The sequence below is a fragment of the Streptomyces sp. NBC_00029 genome (assembly GCF_045160505.1).
Lineage (GTDB): Bacteria > Actinomycetota > Actinomycetes > Streptomycetales > Streptomycetaceae > Streptomyces.
The window spans coordinates 8381069-8402891 of sequence record NZ_CP108292.1; the positions used below are offsets into that span (position 1 = coordinate 8381069).

Below are 21823 nucleotides of genomic sequence, written 5' to 3' on the forward strand. Positions count from 1 at the left end.
CGCGGGCGAGGACCTGCTGCGCCGACTGGCGCCGCAGGTCCTCGGCGCGCTCGTGCGCCGCTACGGACACTTCGACGCCGCCGAGGACGCCGTACAGGAGGCCATGCTCGCCGCCACCCGGCAGTGGCCCGAGGAAGGCCGCCCGGCCAATCCGCGCGGCTGGCTGATCCGCGTCGCCTCCCGTCGGCTCACGGACCAGCTGCGCAGCGAGGAGGCGCGCAGGCGCCGCGAGGAGACCGCCGTCGCACTGACCCCGCGCGACGAGTTCGTGGCGCCGCCCCCGGGGGAGGGCCGCGCCCCCGCCGAGGACGACACGCTCGCCCTGCTCTTCCTCTGCTGTCACGCCGATCTGGCCCCCGCCGGCAGGATCGCCCTCACCCTGCGCGCCGTCGGCGGCCTCACCACGGCCGAGATCGCCCGCGCCCTCCTCGTGCCCGAAGCCACGATGGCCCAGCGCATCAGCCGGGCGAAACGGCGCATCAAAGCCTCGGGGGCGCCGTTCGGCATCAGGAGCGACGGCGACGCCGACGCCGGCACCGGTGCCCCCGACCCGCAAGGGGCCGAGGAACGCGCCGAGCGCCTCGCCGATGTGCTCCACGTGCTCTACCTGATCTTCAACGAGGGCTACACCGCCACCTCGGGCGGCGATCTGCAACGCGCCGACCTCGCCACCGAGGCGATCCGCCTCACCCGCGACGTCCACGCGCTGCTGCCGTCCGACGGAGAGGTGTCCGGCCTGCTGGCCCTCATGCTGCTCACCGACGCCCGCCGCGCCGCCCGCACCGCAGCCGACGGCAGCCTGATCCCCCTCGCCGAGCAGGACCGCTCCCGCTGGGACCACGACGCCATCACAGAGGGAGTCGCCCTGGTCAGCGACGCGCTCACGCGCACCGCGCTCGGCCCGTACCAGCTGCGCGCCGCGATCGCGGCCGTGCACGACGAGGCGGCGAGCGACGAGGACACCGACTGGGTGGAGATCCTCGCCCTGTACGAGCTGCTGATCCGGCTGGTCCCCGGTCCCGTGGAGCGCTTGGGCCACGCGGTCGCGGTGGCCATGGTGCACGGGCCGCGGCGAGCCCTGGCCCTGCTCGCCGAGCTGGACGAGGACCAGCGCCTTGCCGGGCAGCATCGCCTCGAGGCCGTACGGGCCCACCTGCTGGAGAGGGCGGGCGACCGGGCCGCGGCGCGCGCCTCCTACGCGAAGGCGGCCGGCCTCACCCTCAGCGTCCCGGAACGCCGCTACCTCCAGTTCCGGGCCGCCCGGATCGCGGAGCAGGAGGAGCGGGACGAGCAGCAGGAGCCGGAGGAACCGGCCGAACGGACAGGACCGGCGGAATCGGCAGAATGAGAAGTCCGGGCGGTCCCGCCGGATGCCCGTCCCGGCGTCCGCATGTCGGACATGGTCCACCGTTGTCGTACGTGCCGCCTACTCTTGATCACGTGAGCCCGACCCCTGACGATCACCCGGTCCCCGAACGTTCCCTCGCCGAGATCAACGCCGACATCCGCTGCCTCTTCGCGCGCGCCGAGGGACGCCTCTCCGACGCGGAGCGGATCCGCCACGCCGCCCTGCTCGGTGAGTGGGCCTCGGCGATACGCGCGTCGGTGGTACCGGCCGCATAGCGCGCCCGGCCCCGGTCACGCCGGACCGATGATTTCGCCGGCCGCGGCCAGTCTTCCCTACGAGCATCCGCACGTACGAGAAGGTGGACCATGAGCGACCTGCGCAGTCTTCTGGAGACCTACGTCGGTGACGGATCGCTGCCCGGCGCGGTGGCCCTCGTGGCCCACGACGAAGCCGTGGAGGTCGCGGCGGTCGGCTCCCTCGACACCGCCGGCACCGCGCCCATGGCCCGCGACTCCCTCTTCCGGGTCGCGTCGGTCACCAAACCCGTGACGGCCGCGGCCACCATGATGCTCATCGAGGACGGCCTGCTCTCGCTCGATCTCCCCGTGGCCCGCTGGCTGCCGGAACTCGCGGCGCCGACGGTCGTCCGTACGCCGTCCGCACCACTCGACGACGTGGTACCCGCCGTCCGGCCGATCACCGTCGCCGACCTCCTGACCTTCCGCGCCGGGTACGGCTTTCCCGCCGACTTCTCGCTGCCCGCCGTGACCCCGCTGATCGGCGATCTGAAGCAGGGTCCGCCCAGCCCCCAGGAGGTCGCGGCGCCGGACGAGTGGATGGCTGTCCTCGGGGGGATCCCGCTCCTGAACCAGCCCGGCGAGGCATGGCTCTACAACACCTGCTCCGACATCCTCGGGGTGCTGATCGCCCGTGCGACCGGGCAGTCCTTCCCTGACGTCCTCGCCGAGCGCGTCTTCGAGCCGCTCGGCATGCGGGACACGGCGTTCGTCGTTCCCCGGGAGCAGCTCCACCGGTTCACCAGCTCCTACCGGGCGACCGCCGACGGAAAGGGCCTGGAGCTCATCGACGCGCCCGACGGCCAGTGGAGCAGCCTCCCGGCCTTCCCCTCCGGTGCGGGCGGGCTGGTCTCCACCGTCGACGACCTGCACGCCTTCGGCCGGATGCTGCTCGCGGGAGGCTCCCACGGGGGCCGACGGCTGCTCTCCGGCGCGTCGGTACGGCAGATGACCACCGACCACCTCACCGCGCCGCAGCGCGAGGCGGGCGCCCTGTTCCTGGAGGGCCAGGGCTGGGGCTTCGGCGGCTCGGTGGACGTGGCCCGCATCGACCCGTGGAACGTACCGGGCCGTTACGGCTGGATCGGCGGCACGGGCACCGCCGCCCACATCGTCCCCGCGACCGGGACCGTCACCGTGCTCCTGACCCAGCGGGAGCTGAGCGGCCCGGCCTCGCCCGAGGTGATGCGCGCGTTCTGGACCTACGCCGCCGCGCGGCCCTGACCTCCCGCCCCGCCCCCGTCGCTCCGTCCCCCGCCCCCGTCGCTCCGTCCCCCGCCCCCTGCACCCCCTAGCCCCGCGCCGCCCGGTCCCGCAGCCGGCGCTTGTCCGGCTTGCCGCGGGCGGTGAGCGGGACCGCCTGTTCCCAGAACACCGCGGTGGGCCGGTGCGCCGGGGCCAGTTCCTTCTCCACCAGGTCACAGGCCTCGGCAGCGATCCCCGGGCCGGGCGCGTACCCCGCCGCCGGTACGAGGAAGGCGCACACCTCCTCGCCGGTGAGCTCACTGTGCCGCCCCACCACCACGGCCTGCCCGACGCCGGGATGCCGGGTGAGCGCGGCCTCGACGGGCACGCAGTACACGTTGTCCCCGTGGACCATCACCACGTCGTGGACCCGGTCGTCCAGGTAGAGGTAGCCGTCCGCGCCGAAGTGGCCGACGTCCCCCGTCCGCAGCCAGCCGTCCCGAAGCACTCCGGCCGTCAGCCGGGGCCGGCCCCAGTACCCGGTCATCATCGCCGCCGACCGCATCCACACCTCGCCGGTGCGCCCGGACACCACCGCGGCGCCCCGCTCGTCGCGCACCTCGACCTCCACGCCGGCGACCGGTCGCCCCACCGACGCCAGCAGTTCCGGCCGCCCGCCCACCGCCGCATCGTGGTCGGCGGGGGACAGGCGGCAGATCACCGCCGTCTCGTTCGTGCCGTATCCCTGCCGCCACCGGCCGCCCCAGCGGGTCACGGCCTCCCGCAGCCGTTCGGGGTGGACGGGCGAATCGCCGTAGGAGACCGCCTCCAGCCCGGGTACGCCGCGGGCGGTCACCGGGTCGTCCAGCAGCCGGTACAGCATCGAGGTCGTCAGGTACGTGGACACCCGCCCCAGGCGTCGGCAGGCCGCCGCGAACTCCCCGGGTGAGAACGGTTCGAGGATCTCCACCCGCCCCCCGGCCCGCCACTGCTCCAGGCACCGTCCACCGGACCGCTGCGCCAGCGATGTGACCGACAGATGGACCGACTCCGCCCAGGCCGCCGGCTGTACGGCGTTCCGCGCGGCCATCGCGCCGAAGGTGGAGGCCACGCCCTTGGGCCGCCCGGTCGTCCCGCCGGTGTACGTCACCCGTGCCACGTCGTCCTCCCGGGCCTGCACGGAGACCGCCCCGGGCTCGTGGCCGGCGGCCCGGCGGAGCAACTCCGCCAGGTCCAGCAGCGGCGCCCCGGTGCCGGGCACCGGCACATCGTGGACGACCAGGTCCGGCCGGCAGTCCCGCAGGATGTGGTCCAGCCCGTACAGCGCCGGTCCGGCCAGCACCTGGGTCAGCCGGGCGCCCAGCAGGTGAGCGGCGATCCGTACCAGCAGCACCTCCGGCCGGTTCGACCCCGCGACACAGGCCAGCCCCGATCCGCGCCCGACGCCCGCCCCGGAGAGCACCCCGGCCAGCCGGCGTGCACCGCCCAGCACCTCCTGGAATTCCAGCACGTCCGGTCCCACGCCGAGCGCGGGCTGCCCCGCGTACCGCTCCAACGCCCCTACCAGGGACGTGACATACCGCGCGGCCACCATGTGCGACTGCCTCTCCGCGCCGCTCCGGGACACCGGCATCATGGACGCCATGACGAACGAATCCCGTGCTCGTTCCTTCAGCTCCGCGGCCGCACGCTACGCCGCCCACCGCCCCGCGTACCCGCCCGCGCTCTTCGACACGCTGGCGGAGATGGCCGGCTTTCCGCTGGCCGGAGCACGGGTCGCCGACGTCGGGGCGGGAACGGGTATCGCCACCGCCCTGCTGGAGGCCCGCGGGGCCCGGGTGGTCGGGGTGGAGCCGGGCGAGGGCATGGCCCAGGAGTTCCGGCGTTGCAACCCCCGTACGCCGCTCGTCCGCGCCGACGGCAACCGGCTGCCGCTGGCCGCCGGCAGCCTGGACCTGCTGACGTACGCGCAGTCCTGGCACTGGACCGACCCGGCCCACGCCGTGCCCGAGGCGCTGCGCGTGCTGCGTCCCGGCGGGGCGCTGGCGGTCTGGCAGAACGACCCGGACGTCGGGGTCGGCTGGATCGCGGACCAGCAGGCCCGGATCGAGGAGCGGTTCGGCCCGGGGTGGTACATCAACGAGCGCGCGCTCTCGCAGGAGGGGCTGCGGTTCACCGACCGCCGGCTGTTCTGGTCGCGCCGCGTTCCGGTCGACACGCACCTGGCCAAGCTGTCCACGCACTCCCTGTTCCTGATCGGCGAGCCCGGCACGGATGCCTTCCTGGAGGAGGAGCGCGCCCTCCTCATGGACCGGTTCCCGGACGGATGGGTGGAGGAGCACTACGTGGTCGAGGTGAGCGTGGCGGTCCGGGGGCGCGACATCCGATAGGGGCTGTTCGGGTGAAGCGGCGCAACCTGCCGCCGCCCCGGACGTTGATCAAGGTGCTTATCACCGTGCACTCGTGCGACAGAAGGACCACTGATGATCAAGAAGTTCATGGCCACCGCCGCCGCCACCGCGTCGATCGTCGGCGCGGGCGCGGCCATGGCCGCCCCGGCCATGGCCATCGGCAACGACAACGGGATCAACACCGTCAACGGCAATGGTGCCCAGCAGATCTACGGCAACCAGAAGACCGCCGGTGACCTGAGCCCGCAGCTCGGCCTGGTCCAGGGCACGCTGAACAAGCCCTGCATCGGTCTGCCGGCGAAGGTAAACGCCCAGTCGATCCTTGCTCTGGTCAACATCGGTGTCCAGGACATCAACGTCCTGTCGAACCCGCAGAACCAGCAGTGCACCGAGAACTCCACCCAGGCCAAGGGCGACGAGCCGCTCTCCCACATCCTGGACAACATTCCGGTCCTGTCCGGCAACGTCTCGGCCGGCAGCTGACGCGTCCCCTCGTACGAGCCGGGGCCTCCGACGCCTGCGCGAGTGCCCACGGGGCCCCGGCTTGTTCCACCCGGATCCACCGGTTCCACGGATCCGTCTCCTCCACCGGCGCGCGGCGGCCCTGCGGCCGTCGGAGTGGGCACCGAACCGTATGCCGAAGAGCCTCCTGCCCGGCCGGGCGGAGGCTCTTTTGCGTGTCTGCGCGTCCTTTCCGCCCGTGTCAAGACACGAATGTTCGAGACATGACGCGCACTGCTCTGATCATGCTCACTTGAATCTCCTGCTTCACCCGGACGGCGTGAGGCCCACCAGGTCCAGGAGGCGAGTGGCGATGAACCCGGAATGCGCGGAAGCGGACCGATGGGCGGCCGCCGGGCACGTGAACGGCGAGCTGGACGGGCTCCACCTGGCTCGTACCGTCACGGAAGAGGTGCGGCGGACCGGAAAGCACTTCCTGCCGCGATCCCTCCTGCTTCGGCTCGGCGACATCCGGAACCGCCCCGCCGAGGACCGCCCGCCCTTCCTCCGGGCATTCCTCGACTGCGTGCTCGACAAGCACGAGGGGCGCTACTGGAACAGGACCTACCTCTCCCTGCCGCTGCTGGAGCTCCTCCTGGACACCCCGGAAGACGCTCCGGACCCGAACCGGATGGCCACCCTGCTCATATCCGACGTCATCCGCTTCGAGACCCGGTGGGCAGCCTCGTCCCGCGAATCCGCCGCGAGCGACCCGCCGGACCCGGAGACCCTGCGCAAGCGGCTGCGCCACGCCCTGCGGTTCGTGGCGCACGACCTCGACGGACCGGAGGCCGACGAACTGATGTCCCGCGCGGCCGACGCGTCCCGGTCCCACTGGGCGGACGTCGCCGACCTCCTTCCCCGGCTGACGACCGAGGAAGCGGGCCACTGGTTCGACGTGACGGTCCAGCCCGTGTACGTGCTCCACGACGAGTACTTCTTCATCAGGGCCCTCCAGGCCCATGAAATGATCTTCACGGCGATCGCGACGGACGTACGGTCGGCGGTCGAGGCGCTGCGCGACGGCCGCCTGGCAGCGGCGGCGGCCGACGTGGAGCGCGCCGCCGGCCTCTTCGAGCGGGCCTCCGCCCTGTTCCGGATGGTTGCCACCATGCGGCCGGGGCACTTCGACGGTTTCCGCCACTTCACTCAGGGCGCCAGCGCCATCCAGTCCGAGCAGTACAAGCGCTTCGAGATCCTCTGCGGCCTCCCGACCGCCCCGCGGCTGAGGTCGGAAGCCTTCACGAACGTGCCCGCCGTACGTGCCGAGGCCGAGGACGCCACCCACGACACGGTGGTGCGGGCCTATCTCGACCTCCGCCGCTCGGCCCGTTTCGACGAGGCGGAGTGGAACCGCTTCCGCACCGCGCTCGGCGGGCTGGAGGAAAGGCACCAGCGCTGGAAGTCCACCCACCGGAGCCTCGCCGCGCGCATGCTGGGCGACGCGCACGGATCGGGTTACACCGCGGGCGTCCCCTACCTGGCCGAGTGCCTGGACAACCGCCTCTTCTGGCAGCTCGGCGAGCAGCGCGGGGCGGGGTGCCCGACGGGCGCTCCCATCGCGAGCGAACGAACCTGATGGATCATCAGAAAGGCCGCGTCGGAAGGTACTTGCCGTCCAGGGTGATGACGGCCCGCTCACCGCCCTCGGGATCGGCGACCTTCCTGACGGCCAGCTTGAAGTTGATCGCGCTGATGATGCCGTCCCCGAACTGCTCGTGGACCAGTGCCTTCAGGGTCGTCCCGTAGACCTGGAGCATTTCGTGGAAGCGGTAGATCGTCGGATCGGCCGGGATGCCGCCGGGGACGGACCCGCGGGTCGGGATCGTCTGCAGGAGCAGCACCGCGTCCTCGTCCAGGTCCAGCAGCGCGGCGACCGCCTTCGCGGCGGACTCGGGCAGCGGGTGCTGGCCCAGCAGGGCGGCGGTGACGAAGGCGACCGACAGGCCCGCCGCGTCGGCGAGCTGCTGCCAGGAGAGGTCCTTGCGGGTCTTGGCGTCGACGACGGTGACGGCGAGGGCCTCGCGGGCGGTGGGGTCGAACTGGGCGTGCGGCATGGAAGTGTCCTTCGGGAGGGGAGGGGAGGGGGAGCGGGAGAGAGGGGGAGCGGGCGGGTCAGGCGGCCGTGGTGGTGGCGACGTCGGTGACGCCGCCGGATCCGATGTCATAGACCCATCCGTGCAGCGAGAGGTTTCCCGCGGCCCGGGCGCGGGCGACCGAGGGGTGCGTGGCCAGGTTCGCGAGCTGGACGCGCACGTTCTCGCGGATCAGGGCCGCCAGCCGGCCGGGACCGGCGCAGCCCGCGGTACGGGCCACCGAGGCGTCCGCATGCCGCAGCCAGCCCGAGACGGAGGCGGCGGCGCTCAGGTCCGCGCCCTCGGCCAGGGCGGTCATCGCCCCGCAGGCCGAGTGCCCGCACACGACGACCTCGGTGACACCGAGGACGGCCACGGCGTACTCGATGCTGGCCGCCACCCCGTCCGGCCCCGGTGCGTGGGCGGGTACGAGATTTCCGGCGGTGCGGACGACGAACAGCTCGCCCGGCTCGCTCTGCGTGATCAGTTCCGGCACCACACGGGCGTCCGAACACCCGATGAACAGGGTCGTCGGCCGGTGCACCTCGGCCAAGCGGGCGAAGAGCTCCGCCTTGGCCGGAAACACCTCGCGCTGGAATCGGGCGACGCCGTCCGCGAGATCGTGCGCGGGGGTCATGGTCTGCATGGTCACTCCCTCTGGTGGGATCCGCCCCGTGTGGGGCTCGACGTGTTCCACCATGCATGAGCTGCATCTATTGTGTCCAAGACGCAATATCCATGTCTGCCATCGATACCATCTATAGTCGATTTCATGGCCCTGGAACTGCGTCACCTGCGCTATTTGATCGCCGTCGCCGAACACGGCAGCTTCACCCGCGCCGCCGAAGAACTGCGGATCTCCCAGCCCACCCTGTCCCAGCAGGTGAAGCAGCTCGAACGCGCCGTCGGCGTGCAGCTGTTGGACCGTACCGGGCGCGCCGTGCGGCTGACCGACGCGGGCGCGACGTACGTGCACTACGCGCGCGGGGCGCTGCGGGACCTGGCCGCCGCCGAGCGCGCCGTCATGGACCTGGCCGACCTCTCCCGCGGCCACCTGCGCCTCGCGCTGACCCCGACCTTCACCGCGTACCTCGTCGGCCCGCTCGTCGCCGGGCTCCACCGTGCCCATCCCGGGATCGCCCTGGAGGTCCGGGAGATGCCCCAGGACCGCATCGAAGCCGGCCTGCTCGCCGACGAGCACGACCTCGGGCTCGCCTTCGAGGGGCCGCACCTGCCCGGCATCGCGGCGACCCCGCTGTTCATCGAAACCCTCGGCCTGGTCGCCGCCGCCGACGCGGACCCCGGCCCGCTGCCCGTACGGGACCTCGCGACGCGCCGACTGGCGCTGCTCAGCGGGGACTTCGCCACCCGCGAGCACGTCGACGCCTACCTCGCCGCCCACGGTGTCCGGCCGCACATCGCGGTCGAGGCGAATTCCGTGCACGCCCTCACCGAGATCGTCCGGCGCACCTCACTGGCCACCGTCCTGCCCGACGCGGTCACCCACGACCACCCGTACCTGCGCCCCGTTCCGCTGGACCCCGCCCTCCCGTCCCGCACGGTCACCCTGCTGCGGAGGGAGAGTGCGTACCAGAGCGCCGCGGCCCGCGCCTTCACCGGGCTCACGGCCCGGCTGGTGCGCGACCGCGGCTACCGCCTCCCGCTGCGCGCGAACGCGCAGCGGGAGGCGGCCACGAGCGGGGCGGATCACTTGCCGGGGCACTCCTTCCAGGCCAGGTGATAGATGGTGTTGATGCTGCCGTCGGTGGAGTCCATCGTCATGTAGCTGGTGGACGAGGGGGACGAGGTTCCTCTGGTGACGCGCAGCTCGGTGTTGATGTTGAAGTTGCGCTGGACCCCGCACGGCGCCCAGACCAGTTGGGCCCAGTCGGTGACGTCGGTGGCCTGCCAGTTGTCCTCCTGCGGGCCGCTGAAGGTGTGGGTGCGGGAGGCGGTGTCCGGCGAGCCCTGGAAGTAGTACGAGGCCTTCTCGGTGCTCTTCGCGCCGGGGGCGAGGGAGGCGTAGCCGCGGTAGTCGGCGCTGGCGACCGCGTAGGTGAACCCGTGGGGCACGTGCACGATCAGGCTGAGCTGGCAGTTCTTGCGGGCCGCGGTGGGCGGGGCGCCGCCGCCGATCTGGGCGAGGTACTGGCTGTAGGTCACGGTGAACGCGGTGTTGTCCTGGGACACGGCGACCTGCGCGGTGTCCTTGGGGCACCCGGATCCGTTGACCGTGGCGACTTCGATCACGATGCGGTCGGGCGGCGGGTCCACGATCGTGGAGGGGGCGGCCTGGGTGGGAAGGGTGGCGGTGAGCAGGGCGCCGATCGCGCCGCTCACGAGGAATCCGCCGGACATGGTTCTCCATTCCACTGCTTCGGTACCGGGCGGCGCGCAGGCGTGTGCCGGGGCGCCGGAGGGTGGGGGGTGCGGCCGGCCAGAGCGGGGCCGGGTCGTCACACCGGTGTGCAGGGTGGAACGGGGCATGTCCATGAAGGGGGATATGGGCATGTCCCTGACAAGTCCCGGTCGGTGTGGACCGGGTGCCCGAATCGTAGGAACCCCCGGCGGGCCGGACCAGGGCGATGTCCGGCCAATCGCCCTCCGCGCGCCCGGACCGGCCGGATCCGGTCGACCGGCCCGGCGCCGAGGAACGGGATCAGGCCGCGGCCGGCCGGGCCAGTCGCTCGACGCGGGCCATGAACTCCGTCGGGTGGAAGGGCTTCGCGAGACAGTCGCTCACACCGGCCTCCAGCGCGTGGACCGTGCACTCCGGATCCGCGGGCGGCAGCGCGAGGATCGGCACCCGCCCGTGCTCCGGATCCCGGCGGATCTCCTCGAAGAGCGCCACCTCGTCCAGGCCCGGCCCGGTGCGCTCGCAGATCACCAGGGCGATCGGGCCGGCGCTGCCCAGCAGGGCGACGGTGTCACGCCCGCTCCCGCCGTCGACCACGGCGAACCCCCGGGCCACGAGGAGCCGCTCCAGCAGCCCCCGCAGGGTGGTCTCCCTCGCCACGAGGAGGATCCTGCTCGGGGTGTCGCCGCTCATGTCGTGCCTCTTCATCCGTGTGGGGGGGTCCCGCAGAGCCTACGAGGCGGGGCGTGTGCACGCCCGCTCCGGGGCACCTGATCCGGTAGCTTCGCTCCATGAGCACAGAGCCGCAGAGCTTTGAGATCCTGCTGGTGCCCGAGCACATCGAGAACCTGCGCGGCGAGTCCGCGGCGGACCGGGCCCTGCGCTCGGCCGTGGTCGAGGCCACCGGCGAAAAGGGCGCATCCGGCTACCCCCGCTACCGGGGGCAGGGCGTGGAGGCCGACATCGACCCGAGTACGCGCACGGTCGAGGCCCTGCTCGTCGACGGCGCGGAGCTGGACTACGGACTGGTCGCCATGATCGCCCCCGAGCGGGGCCGCGGCGGCCGCTGACCGGTTCCCGGGACCGGCCGGATCGGAGCGCTCCGGGAATCACGGAAGTCCTCGATGTTGGCCGGGAGCGGTCCGCCGCCGGAACCCGGCGGTTCGGCCCCGGACGACTCCACCCACCGCGACGCTCCCGCTCCCCCGGGCGGGGGAGGGGGACGGGACGGGCCCGGCCCGGTCCCCGAGGTGCGGAGACCGGGCCGGGCCGTTGTCGGCCGGGAGATCAGGCGGACGTCAGCTCACCTGGAGGGTGACGTCGTCCACGACGAAGGAGGTCTGGAGGGACTGGTCCTCCGTGCCGTTGAACTTCAGGGTGACGCTCTGGCCGGCGAACTGGGAGAGGTCGTAGGACTTCTCCGCGTAGCCGGAGTTCGCGTTCAGGTTGGAGAAGGTCTCCAACGTCTGGCCGCCCACCGAGACGGTGAAGCGGTCGTACACGACGTTCTCGTCCTCGTCCGTGTCGATGTGCAGGAAGAAGCCGAGGCGGTACGTGGAGCAGCCCGACGGGATGGTCAGCGTCTGGGAGGCGCTGTCCGTGTGGGTGGACCCGTACCCGTTGAGCCATGCCTTGTAGGTGCCGCCGTGCGGGGTCTGCCCGGACTGGTTGGTGATGACGCCCGCGGTCGCACTCCACGGGGTGGCGCCGTTCTCGAAGCCGCCGTTGACCACCAGCTGGCGCGGGGTGCAGGTGCCGCCACCGGTGACGGTGAGCGTGTAGGTGGTGGTGTGGCTGACGGTCCCGGAGCCGGTGATCGTCAGGGTGTAGGTGCCCGGCGCGGTGCTCGCGCCGACCTGGACGGACAGGGCCGAGGAGCTGCCGGACTGGACGGACGTCGGGCTGAGCGTCGCGCTCACCCCGGCCGGTGCGCCGGAGACGGAGAGCGCGACGGTCTGGGCGGCGCCGCTCACGGTCGTGGTGCCGACCGTCGCGGAGGTGGAACCGCCGGGGGCCGCGCTGCCCGCGGACGGGCTGACGCCGATGGAGAAGTCCTGGGCGGGGGTCTCACCGCCGACCGCCTGCTTCCAGACGGCGTAGGCGACACCGTCGGCGCTGCGGTTCAGCACCGTGGCGTTGATGTTGTTCGTGGTGTCGCAGGAGCTGTGGTAGCAGGGGTCGTAGGCGGCGTTGGCCGTGCCGCCCCACTTCGTGGCCTGCGCCGAGGTCTTGCGGGCGCTGGCCCCGGCCGCGTAGCCGGAGGTGGGGATGCCGGCCTGCTGGAAGGAGTAGTCGTCGCTGCGGCCCTGGCCCTCGGTGTTCTCCTCGGGCGCGAGGTTCAGCGAGGTCCAGTACGCCTTCAGCGGGGCGGCGGTGGCTGAGTTGACGTTGTTGATGAAGTAGCCGCCGTTGGTGGACCCGACCATGTCGAAGTTGTAGTAGCCCTTGATGGCCGCGCGCTGCGTGCTGCTGAGCTGGTTGACGTAGAACTCGGAGCCGTTGAGGCCCTGCTCCTCGTCGGTCCACCAGGCGAAGCGCACGTGCTTGGTCATCGTCGGGTTCTTCTGGGCGAGGACGAGGGCGTTCTCCAGCAGGGTCGCGGAGCCCGAGCCGTTGTCGTTGATGCCGGGGCCGGCCGAGACTCCGTCGAGGTGGGCGCCGAACATGACGGTCTGGTCGGCGGGGCCGCCCGGCCAGTCGGCGATCAGGTTGTTCGAGGGGTAGGTGCAGGAGGTGCAGTTCTGCTCGGTGACCGTGTAGCCGGCCGCCTGCAGCTTGCCCTTCACATAGGCCAGCGACTGGGTGTAACCGGCGCTGCCCGCACGGCGGTGGCCGCCGTTCTGGCTCGCGATGGTGTTGAACTGGGTCAGGTGCGCCTGCACGTTGGCGACGTTGACGTCCGGCGGGTCGTTGCCGGGCTGGGTGCCGCCGACGTTGAGCGAGTAGTCGACCGTGTGGGAAAGGGCCGAGCCCTGGCCCTTGACCACGACGGTGGACGCGCCGGGCGCCGCGTTGGCAGTGGCGGTCAGGGTCAGTACCGAGGACTGGCCGGACTGCACGGTGGCCGGGTTGAAGGAGGCGCTCACCCCGGCCGGCAGGCCGGAGGCGGTCAGCGTCACCGACTGGGCGTTGCCCGTGGTGACCGCGGTGCCGACCGTGGTGGTGACCGATGCGCCCTGCTGGACGGTGCCCGACGACGGGTTCAGCGACATCGAGAAGTCGTTGTTCTGGCCGCTCGGGGTACAGGTCGGGTCGGCGGACTGGGCGGGCACGCTGATGGCGTCCCAGGCACCCTTGGTCCTGTTGAAGAGGTCACAGGTGGTGTCCAGCGACTTGGCGGAAGTCAGCGTCGCCGTACGGTACTTCTTGTAGGACATGCTGCTGGTCTTGAGGAGCATGCCGCCGTAGAAGATCTTTCCGGCGTTCTGGACGCCCACACCGGTCAGCGTGGTCCCGTTGCAGGTGCTGCTGCTGGGCTTGCCGCCGCCCGGGTTGGTGCCCTCGGCCAGCAGGTAGAACCAGTGGTTCATGGGCCCGGCCGCCGCGTGCACCTCCGTACCCGGTATCGCGGAGCTGTAGCAGGCCGGGTCGTTGTTGACCGCAGCCGGGTTGTACATGTTCCGGATCGGGCCCCGGCCCTGGAGGTTGATCACCTCGCCGACCGTGTAGTCCGGGGTGTCGTACGGGGCCGGCTGGTTGATGTACGCCTCGGTCAGCGCGCCGAAGATGTCACCGGTCGCCTCACCGAGCCCGGACTCCTGGCCACTGGTGCCGCCGGGGGTGTTCGAGTCGATGGCGTGCCCGTACTCGTGGGCCACCACGTCCACACCGGCGATCCACTCGTTGGCGCTGTTGCGCCCGATGGTGACCGAACTGCCGTCCCAGTAGGCGTTCAGGTCGCTCAGGCCGACCTTGGCGGGGAAGCTGCGCCCGTTGCCGCTGACGCCGTTGCGGCCGAGCCACTGGGAGAGCATGTCCCACTGCTTCTGCGCGGCGAACATCAGGTCCACGCAGCCGGTTTCCTTGCTCGTGGGGTTGCCCGTGCCCCAGGAGTCGGAGGACTTCGTGAAGACCGTGCCGGTGCTGTAGTCCGCACAGCTCAGGCCGGTCCGGTTCGGGTCGCGCAGGGTGTAGCTGGAGCCCGAGTTGGTCGTGTCGATGGTGATCGGGCCCGGCCCGTTCCACTTGCTGTTGCCGGTGCCCGCGACCACCTCGTCGTAGCTGTCGACGAAGGCACCGGTCCGCGCGTCCACGAAGACGTGCAGCCTGCTGGGCGCGGTCTTCGTACGGCCGCTGAGCACGGTCTCCCAGGCCAGCACCGGCTTGTCGTCCCTCAGGCGGACGACGAGCCGGCTGCTCTCGACCTTGTCGACCGAGACCAGCTTCGCCCGCGAGGTGGCCTCGGCGTCCTTCGCCGAGACCGAAGCCCGCGTCGAGACATCGATGCGCACAGAGCTGGCGGACTGCAGTGCGCGTACCTTGCCGGTGCCGTCCGCGAGCACGACCGCGTCGCCGCCGACGACCGGCAGGCCGCGGTAGCTGCGCTCGTACGAGACGGAGTAGAGATCCTTCACCCAGGGGGTGACGAGGCGTCGCTCGTACTGTTCCTGGGAGGAGTTGACCAGGGAGTCGAGACCGCTGTCGACGGCCTGGTCGGCGGCCGCGACCGCGCGTGCCGCCGGTGTGTCCTTCTGGGACGGGGAAGGCTGCGCCTGCTGCGCAGCCGATGCCGTCCCGGCGAGGGCGCCGGCGAGGCTCGCGGTCAGCGCCATCGCTGCCACGGCCGCCGTCCATCTGCTGGGATGCAACGTCCACTCCGATCGTGGGGGGTGGGGGGTGGGGATGGGTGTTCGTTCGCGGCCGAGTATGAGCGTGAACATGACGAGATTGGGACATCTCGGCAGGCATAAGGCCCGCGTTATGGTGCCGTGGCGGCACGACTCGTACGCTGCCCGGATGCAGCTGGAGTTGAGGCATCTGCAAGCCGTCTGCCGGATCGCGGAGGCGGGCAGCCTGGGGGGTGCGGCGAGGCGGCTCGGCGTGTCCCAGCCCGCACTCTCCGCCCAGCTCCGGCGCATCGAACGGGTCACCGGGGGCGAGCTGTTCGTACGGGGACGCAGCGGCGTGGAACCCACGGCGCTCGGCCAGTTCGTGCTGGCCAAGGCGCGTCGCGTGCTCAGTGAGATGGATGCTCTGGGAGCTCAGGCGCGCGCCCTATCGACCGGCGGACCGCTGCGGCTGGGCTGCATCCTCCTCGTGCTGCTCGACGGCCTCCTCGCTCAGACCGACCTGTCCATGTCAGGTCGGGACATCGCGGTGGACCTGGAGGACTCGGTCACCGTGCTGGCGCGGATGCTGGGCGCCGGGCGCTACGACGCCATCGTGTACGGAGAGGTCAACGACCACGAGGTCCCGCTGCCGGAAGGAACCCTGGCCAGGACGCTGATCCCGAAGGAGCCGTTCTGCATCCGGCTCTCCGCGCGGCACCCCCTCGCGGCCCTGGACCGCATCGAACTGGCCGACCTGGCCGGGGAGTCGTGGATGACGCTGGTGGAGGACGACGACGGCGGCCCCGAGGCGCTCGTCACGGCCTGCGCGAAGGCCGGATTCAGCCCCTCACTGCGCTACCGCATCACCGACCGCAAGATGCAGCACGACCTGATCGCCGCCGGCCGCGCGGTCGCGCTCACCCAGCCGACGGCCCCGCCGGGGGAGGGCACGGTGATGCGCCCGCTGGTCGGCACCCCGATCATCGGACGCATCCGCCTCGCCTGGAGCCGCGCGGCGCTCTCGGCCGGGGAGGCTCAGCTGCTTTACCGCGCCGCGGCCCGCGCCTACCTGGCCAATGTCGACAACAACCCCTTCCACAAGGAGTGGTGGGACGCGCACCCGGAGGTGCACCCGGTCCTCGACTGACCGGCGGCGTCAGTTCCGGCGGTGAGCCGTCAGCAGGAGGTACTCCCACTCCATGACCCCGTCGACGGTGTGCTCGGCGGCGAGGGCGTCGAGCGCCGCGTCCAGCTCGGCGACCTTGTCCGGATCGCCGGCGACGGCGCGGTAGACGGCGATCGTGGGCCCGTAGCAGGCCTTGAAGAACTCGCGGAAGTCCGAGGGCCCGGTGAACCGGTCGACGCGAATCGTCCGGCGCCGTGAGTCCACGTCGGTGACCGCGTCACCGAGCAGCTCGTGCACGTGCTCCTCGTCCCCCCACAGCGGGGGCGGCTGGGCGCCGGGCGGAGGCGGGGGAGCGTAGGGCTTCATCGTGGCGAACATCCGGCCCACGAACCCCTGCGGGGTCCAGTTGATCAGCCCGACGGTGCCGCCCGGACGGCAGACGCGGAGCATCTCCTCGGCGGCGGGCCGGTGGTGCGGGGCGAACATGATGCCGACGCAGGACATCACGATGTCGAACTCGCCGTCCGCGAAGGGCAGGTGCTCGGCGTCGGCCTCCCGCCACTCCAGCTGAACCCCGCGTACGGCGGCCAGGTGCCGGCCGACCTCCAGCAGCTCGGGGGTGATGTCGGACGCCACCACGTCGGCACCGGCCAGGGCGGCCGGAATGGCGGCGTTCCCCGAGCCGGCCGCGATGTCGAGCACCCGGTCGCCGCGTCGGACACCGCACTCCTCCACGAGCACGGTCCCGAGCTCCGAAACGACGTGGGTGGCGACCGACGTGTAGTCGCCCAGTGCCCACATCGCACGGTGCTTGGCCTTCAGGGTGCGGTCCGCCTGGGCCGCGTCGCTCGCCTCGGTCATGACAGCCGTCCTCCAGGACTCGGGGCCGCCCCCTCTCCGAGCATAGGTACGTTTCGGGGACCCGGCCCGTCGGCGGTCCCACGGGCGGCGTCCCCTGGCGAGGCGGCGCGTGGCAGGGCGGGGCGGCGCCGGCAGGGCGGGGAGGGGCGCCCTTGCCCGCGCGATCAGTCCCGGGACCCCGGGCGGCCGAAGTCGCGCGCGAACCCCTCGCGGAAGCCGGGCCGCTCCAGAGCCCGCTCGAAAGCACGTGCGGCACGGGTGCGCGCGGCCTCGTTCTCCTGCGCGGAGGCGAGCTCGGCGAGGTACGCGCGCAGGCTCAGCCCGCGCTCCGCGGCGAGCACGGCGAGACGGTCGTGCACATCGGTGTCGACCTCGACGGTGGTGGTGTCGGCCATGGTCCGAGTATGGCGCGCCCGGTGACCGGGCGGGGGCCCGTTCGGCGCAGGCGTCCTGCCGGCGCGGAACACCCCCTGTGCACAGGGGGCCCTCCGCGGTCACCGGGCGCGCCCTCCCCGCCCGGTGACCGCGGCCAGGGTGACGGGAAGGGCCGTCAGTTCTTCCCCGTCAGAGAGTTCCCGGGCGCCAGGGCTTCGGCGATGCGCCCGGCGATGGTCTGTGCCGTGTTGTCCTGGGGGGCCTTGGGTCCGACGGTGGTGGAGACCGCGATGGCCAGCTTCTCGCCCGGGAGGTAGGCCTGGATGGCCGCGTACCCCGCGAACGAGGGGTTCGACTGGATCCAGCCGTTCTGGACGATCACGCCGTAGCCGAAGTGCAGGGCCGGAAGCTGCCGGAAGCAGCTCCTGGGCGGGCAGCCGGGTATGTTGCCGCCGAGGCCCACGGTGCCCGGGTCGAGCTGGGTCTTGAAACTCTGCGGAGACAGGAGCTCACCGGTGCCCACGGCCTCGGCCGAGCGGGCCAGGTCGCAGATGTGGGTGGTCAGGACCGCGCCGGGGGCGGTGGTCCAGGAGGGATTCCAGAAGGTGGACTCCTCGTACTTGCCGCGCTCCGCGTCGAAGGAGTGCAGGACGGGCTCCTCGATCTGGGGAGTGAAGCTGTTGACCGTGTTGTCCAGCCCGGCGGGCCCCGTGATCTGCTGCTTCATCACCTCGGCCAGCGGCTTGCCGGAGATCTTCTCCAGGGCCTGTCCGAGGAGCACGAAGTTCGCGTGGGAGTAGCTCCAGCTCGTCCCCGGCTCGTACCAGAGGGGGTGGGCGGCGGAGATGCCCACCAGTTCGTCGGGCGTCCACTGGCGGAACGGGTCGGCGTACAGGGCCGCGATGAACTTCGGGTCCGGTACGTAGTCGTGCAGGCCCGAGGTGGAGGCGCCGAGCATGCGCAGCGTGATCTCGTCGGCGTGCGGTGCGTCGGGAAGCCAGCGCGAGATCGGGTCGTCGAGGCCCGCCTTGCCCTCCTCGACGAGTTGCAGCATGGCGATGCCCATGTAGACGATGGCCACCGAGCCGGCCCGGAAGTGCATGTCCGCCGTGGCCGGGACACCGGTCATCGACTCGCCGAGTGCACCCGTGACGACCTCCTTCCCGTCGCGTGTGACCCGCAGCACGACCGAGTTGAGGTCGAGTTCCTTCTGCGCCGCCCTGGCGATGTCCATGATCTGCTTCGCTTCGCCGCCCGAGGGCGCGGGGGACGCCACGCAGGACGCGGGCGCGGACCCGGCGCCGGTCGCCGCCCAGGCGCCACCGGCCGGCAGGACCGTGGCGAGCAGCGAGGTGGCGCACAACAGCGCCGTCCGGGCGCGGCCCGGGTGCGCGGTCACGACTCCGGCCATGGCGATCTCCTGCCGCGAAGGGCCCCTCGTACGGGGCCCACCCTTCGATGGAACGCCCACCCTGCGGGTTGGGCCAGTCGGCGCAGCGTGGGCGACGGCCCGGAGCGGCTCAGCCGGCCCAGCGGCCCGTGAGGAAGGTGATGGCGACCACGGTGGAGAGCGGGCCGACGACGTAGAAGTAGGCGGCCTGGATCCGGGGGCGCCGCAGGCTCCAGGCCGCCAGGCCGATCCACAGCGGCCACCACAACAGGGTCGAGCGGGGGACGGAGGTGTACCAGTAGGAGGTGCCCAGGGCCCACAGGGTGAGGGCGATGTACAGGGCCTCGGGCCGGCGGCGGGCCCGGAGCAGCACCACCAGGAGCACGACGCCGACGACCATGGCCAGGAGCTCGGCCTGCCACATGAACGCGTAACCGGTGGCCTGAGTGTGCCCGAAGGCGGCCTCCCAGGTGTTGGCCCACGCCTCCCACGGCGCGTGGAAGTCCCGGTACCAGCCCCGCTCCTGGGCGTGCTTCCAGGCCATCCAGTCCCCGGTCCGCGTCTGCAGGAACCAGCTGTAGAGGACGGGTGCGAGCGCGGGCAGCAACAGCCACGGGGCCGAGCGCCAGGCGCGCAGGCCGCGCACCGTGAGGACGAAGTGGAGGGCGAGGGCGGCCGCGAGGAACAGGCCCGTGATGCGGACCGAGCAGGCCAGGCAGGCCAGGACCGCGGCCGCCGGCCAGTTCTGGCGCTGCGCCGCCAGCCAGGCGGGCAGGGCCAGAGCGAGGAAGAGCGCCTCGGTGTAGCCCGCCGCGAGGAACACGGCGCACGGTGAGAGCAGCAGGAACGCCACCGCGCGGCGGCCCGTTTCGAGGTCGGCGAGCTGATGGCGGGCGATGCGGGCGAGAGCCAGGACGGCGACGCCTCCCGCGACGAACGAGATCAGCGCTCCGGCCGCGGCCCAGTCGGGGACCACGGTGTGAACGGCGCGCAGGGCGAGGGGGAAGCCCGGCAGAAAGGCCTCCCGGTTGTCCCAGCCGGCCGTCCAGGGCCCGGCCTGGGCGGGGAAGTACCCGTCCTGGGCTATGTGGAGGTAGTGCCACCAGTCCCACTGCTGCCAGGGCGAGAGCAGTGAGGCCGGCCGTCGGGTCTCGCCGTTCTGGGGGAACAGCCATCCGACGGCGCCCGCGGTGGCCCAGATGCCGACGCGGGTCAGCAGGTAGAGCCACAGCACTTCGCGCTCGCCCGGGCCGAGCCGCAGGAACGCCGGGCGGGCGCGGCCGATGCGTGCGGCGCGGCCGGGACGCCGGCCTGCCGGGCCGGAGTCGCGCACGGGGGGCCGGGCGCCGGTGGAGCCGGGGAGTTCGGTGGGCCGACGCGGGGCGGAAACGGGCATATCGGTATCTCCTGGCCGTCTGAGGGCGTGCGGAGTCACCGGCCCTGGTTCGGGCCGGTGTCCGCGGGCGAGTTGCGCGGGGAGAGGGGGGAGTTGCGGTGGGGGCTGCCCGGACTACCGGGGCGACCGCGGGGGAGTCGGGGACGTGGACGTAGTCGGATACGAGGTCCCGGTGGCGCCGAGTGGCGGCGCCGTGGTGCTGCGCGGCGGCGTCGTGCCGGGCGGCGGCGACATTGAGCTGCCGGGCGTCGCGGTGTTGCTGGGCGGCGCCATGGAGTTGACGGGCGTCGTGGTGCTGCTGGGCGGCGGCGCGGAGGTCGGGGACGGGGCCGCGGGAGAGGGGGTGGTCGCGGGGAGGGTCGGGCCCGGGTCCGCCGGGAGGAACGCGGACAGGGCCGCACCGGAGCCGGCGAGGACGAGCAGGCAGGCGGCGGCGATGCCGGCGATCCGGCGCCGGCGGTGCCGTTCGCCGCGCCGCTCGATGACGGCGACGGGTGAGGGCGTGGTGGCGGCCTGTCCGGCGGAGGCCGCCTCCCGGAACAGGGACCGCAACGGGTCGTGGGAGTCAGGCATCGGGAGCCTCCTCAATGCGCGGGTCCTGCAGATGGCGGGAGAGCGTGGCGCGACCCCGGGTCAGGTGGGTCTTGACCGTGCTCGCGGACAGCGAGGTCTCGGAGGCGATCTGCTCGACGGTCAGATCACACAGGTAGTGCAGCGCCATGGTCCGGCGCTGCTTCAGGGGCAGTTGCCGCAGCGCCTCCACGAGCGCCACCGCCTCCGGCCCCGGACCCTCCACGTGGCCGGCGGGGGCGGTGCGCTGCCAGGCGTCGGCGGTGCGCCGCCGCCCGCGCCAGCGGCTGACGGCGAGCCGCCACGCGACAGTGCGGATCCATGCCTCGGGCCGGCCGTCACGGTCCAGCTGGCGCCGGCGGCCCCACCCCCTGACGAACGCCTCCTGCACCACGTCCTGTGCCTCGTGGTGGTCGCCGAGCATCACGTAGAGCTGTCCTGTGAGCCGTCCTGCCGCTTGCGCGTAGAACTCCTCGAACTCCTCGATGGTCAAAAAATCGCTCCCGAATCCATGTGTCCCTCTCACGGGGCATACGCCCCCCGCATCGCATCCGGTCGACACCGGACGACAGATCGCTGTGTGAGTGCCGTCACACGGTCGACGGGGTACCCATCGTCGCGGTGACCAGGGCCGGGACGGGCGACGGCGCCACGGGCCGCCGGGTGATGCGGAGGCGGGGCCCGGGACCGGCCCCGGCTCGAGCCCCGGACGACGGAGGGAGGGCGGAGGGGAGGGCGGAGGGGAGGGGGAGAGGGGACCTGGATCGGGGCGGCCTCGGGCCCGGCACAGCAGAAGGGCCCGGATCCATGAGGATCCGGGCCCTTCCGAGCAGTAGCGGGGACAGGATTTGAACCTGCGACCTCTGGGTTATGAGCCCAGCGAGCTACCGAGCTGCTCCACCCCGCGTCGGTAGACCTCACACTACGGCATCCCCGGGGCGCCTCTCGACGCATTTACCCGCGGCCGCGCCCGGAGTGTGGCCGAAAGGGCTGAATCACGCCGCCAAGGCGAGATCATTCCCCCTGGTGACAGTGCGTGCAGGCGTGTACCTTCACGGGTAGCTGTCGTGGTTCCAAGTGCCTTGCCCGTGCCGTTCGGTGTGGGCAGTTTTGCTGTGTTGTGCCGTAGGACCAGGGCGATCACCTCCGTCTTCCACGCCGTGT

Annotated in this window: 21 protein-coding genes and 1 tRNA gene; 9 read left to right on the forward strand and 13 right to left on the reverse strand. The window is 72.2% G+C overall.

Annotated features, from left to right (window positions below; all coding sequences use genetic code 11):
* Positions 1–13: 13 nt before the first annotated feature.
* From OG753_RS38570 to OG753_RS38580, 3 genes are all read left to right on the forward strand, one after another.
* Complete coding sequence (locus OG753_RS38570; protein WP_405792968.1) at positions 14–1348, forward strand: RNA polymerase sigma factor; 1335 nt, start codon at positions 14–16, stop codon at positions 1346–1348.
* A gap of 92 nt (positions 1349–1440) precedes the next feature.
* Complete coding sequence (locus tag OG753_RS38575) at positions 1441–1623, forward strand: hypothetical protein (protein WP_327266419.1); 183 nt, start codon at positions 1441–1443, stop codon at positions 1621–1623.
* Positions 1624–1713: 90 nt separating this feature from the next.
* Positions 1714–2868 carry a serine hydrolase domain-containing protein gene (locus tag OG753_RS38580; RefSeq protein WP_327266420.1) on the forward strand — a complete coding sequence of 385 codons (1155 nt, stop codon included), beginning with the start codon at positions 1714–1716 and terminating at the stop codon, positions 2866–2868.
* 67 nt (positions 2869–2935) lie between these two features.
* On the opposite strand, the gene OG753_RS38585 is transcribed toward OG753_RS38580, so the two are convergent.
* Positions 2936–4474, reverse strand: a complete 1539-nt coding sequence (locus tag OG753_RS38585; RefSeq protein ID WP_405792207.1) for an AMP-binding protein — start codon at positions 4472–4474, stop codon at positions 2936–2938.
* Between OG753_RS38585 and OG753_RS38590 the strand changes: the two genes are divergently transcribed.
* From OG753_RS38590 to OG753_RS38600, 3 genes are all read left to right on the forward strand, one after another.
* On the forward strand, positions 4473–5219 hold the full coding sequence (locus tag OG753_RS38590; RefSeq protein WP_327266422.1) for a class I SAM-dependent methyltransferase: 747 nt from the start codon (positions 4473–4475) through the stop codon (positions 5217–5219). The genes OG753_RS38585 and OG753_RS38590 overlap by 2 nt on opposite strands.
* Positions 5220–5312: 93 nt before the next feature.
* Positions 5313–5723 (forward strand): rodlin, encoded by a 411-nt coding sequence (locus OG753_RS38595; protein ID WP_327266423.1) that lies wholly within the window; start codon positions 5313–5315, stop codon positions 5721–5723.
* A 331-nt stretch (positions 5724–6054) separates the two neighbouring features.
* The gene (locus tag OG753_RS38600; RefSeq protein ID WP_405792210.1) at positions 6055–7320 is read left to right on the forward strand and encodes a tryptophan 2,3-dioxygenase family protein; all 1266 of its coding nucleotides are present in this window, start codon (positions 6055–6057) and stop codon (positions 7318–7320) included.
* Positions 7321–7327: 7 nt separating this feature from the next.
* On the opposite strand, the gene cynS is transcribed toward OG753_RS38600, so the two are convergent.
* Positions 7328–7798, reverse strand: a complete 471-nt coding sequence (gene cynS / locus OG753_RS38605; protein ID WP_327266425.1) for a cyanase — start codon at positions 7796–7798, stop codon at positions 7328–7330.
* Between the two features lie 58 nt (positions 7799–7856).
* A complete protein-coding gene (locus OG753_RS38610) occupies positions 7857–8462 on the reverse strand; it encodes a carbonic anhydrase (protein WP_405792212.1) in 606 nt (201 codons plus the stop codon).
* A gap of 126 nt (positions 8463–8588) precedes the next feature.
* Here OG753_RS38610 and cynR point away from each other — a divergent pair, with 126 nt between their 5' ends.
* On the forward strand, positions 8589–9557 hold the full coding sequence (gene cynR / locus OG753_RS38615) for a transcriptional regulator CynR (RefSeq protein WP_327266427.1): 969 nt from the start codon (positions 8589–8591) through the stop codon (positions 9555–9557).
* Here the strand turns inward: cynR and OG753_RS38620 are convergent.
* Both OG753_RS38620 and OG753_RS38625 read right to left on the reverse strand, forming a co-directional pair.
* Complete coding sequence (locus OG753_RS38620) at positions 9524–10174, reverse strand: DUF4360 domain-containing protein (RefSeq protein WP_327266428.1); 651 nt, start codon at positions 10172–10174, stop codon at positions 9524–9526. The genes cynR and OG753_RS38620 overlap by 34 nt on opposite strands.
* Positions 10175–10475: 301 nt before the next feature.
* Complete coding sequence (locus tag OG753_RS38625; protein ID WP_327266429.1) at positions 10476–10865, reverse strand: response regulator; 390 nt, start codon at positions 10863–10865, stop codon at positions 10476–10478.
* 98 nt (positions 10866–10963) lie between these two features.
* On the opposite strand from OG753_RS38625, the gene OG753_RS38630 reads away from it, so the two are divergent.
* Entirely contained in the window at positions 10964–11242 is a 279-nt protein-coding gene (locus OG753_RS38630; protein ID WP_327266430.1) for a hypothetical protein, read from the forward strand.
* Between the two features lie 228 nt (positions 11243–11470).
* Here the strand turns inward: OG753_RS38630 and OG753_RS38635 are convergent, their stop codons facing one another.
* Positions 11471–14944: a M28 family peptidase gene (locus OG753_RS38635; RefSeq protein ID WP_405792970.1), complete on the reverse strand. Its 3474-nt coding sequence runs from the start codon at positions 14942–14944 to the stop codon at positions 11471–11473.
* A 184-nt stretch (positions 14945–15128) separates the two neighbouring features.
* Here OG753_RS38635 and OG753_RS38640 point away from each other — a divergent pair, with 184 nt between their 5' ends.
* A complete protein-coding gene (locus OG753_RS38640) occupies positions 15129–16088 on the forward strand; it encodes a LysR family transcriptional regulator (RefSeq protein WP_327266431.1) in 960 nt (319 codons plus the stop codon).
* Between the two features lie 9 nt (positions 16089–16097).
* On the opposite strand, the gene OG753_RS38645 is transcribed toward OG753_RS38640, so the two are convergent.
* The 7 genes from OG753_RS38645 to OG753_RS38675 form a co-directional block, all read right to left on the reverse strand.
* Positions 16098–16928, reverse strand: a complete 831-nt coding sequence (locus tag OG753_RS38645) for a class I SAM-dependent methyltransferase (RefSeq protein ID WP_405792216.1) — start codon at positions 16926–16928, stop codon at positions 16098–16100.
* A gap of 164 nt (positions 16929–17092) precedes the next feature.
* Complete coding sequence (locus OG753_RS38650; RefSeq protein ID WP_327266433.1) at positions 17093–17323, reverse strand: antitoxin MazE7; 231 nt, start codon at positions 17321–17323, stop codon at positions 17093–17095.
* A gap of 155 nt (positions 17324–17478) precedes the next feature.
* Positions 17479–18714, reverse strand: a complete 1236-nt coding sequence (locus OG753_RS38655) for a serine hydrolase domain-containing protein (protein WP_405792218.1) — start codon at positions 18712–18714, stop codon at positions 17479–17481.
* 109 nt (positions 18715–18823) lie between these two features.
* Positions 18824–20089, reverse strand: coding sequence for a mannosyltransferase family protein (locus OG753_RS38660; protein WP_405792220.1), 1266 nt, complete (start codon positions 20087–20089; stop codon positions 18824–18826).
* A 114-nt stretch (positions 20090–20203) separates the two neighbouring features.
* On the reverse strand, positions 20204–20662 hold the full coding sequence (locus OG753_RS38665; protein ID WP_405792222.1) for a hypothetical protein: 459 nt from the start codon (positions 20660–20662) through the stop codon (positions 20204–20206).
* Positions 20655–21152 carry a SigE family RNA polymerase sigma factor gene (locus OG753_RS38670; RefSeq protein WP_327266437.1) on the reverse strand — a complete coding sequence of 166 codons (498 nt, stop codon included), beginning with the start codon at positions 21150–21152 and terminating at the stop codon, positions 20655–20657. Before OG753_RS38670 ends, OG753_RS38665 begins: the two co-directional genes overlap by 8 nt.
* A 340-nt stretch (positions 21153–21492) precedes the next feature.
* Positions 21493–21566 (reverse strand) — tRNA-Met (locus tag OG753_RS38675).
* Positions 21567–21823: the final 257 nt, after the last annotated feature.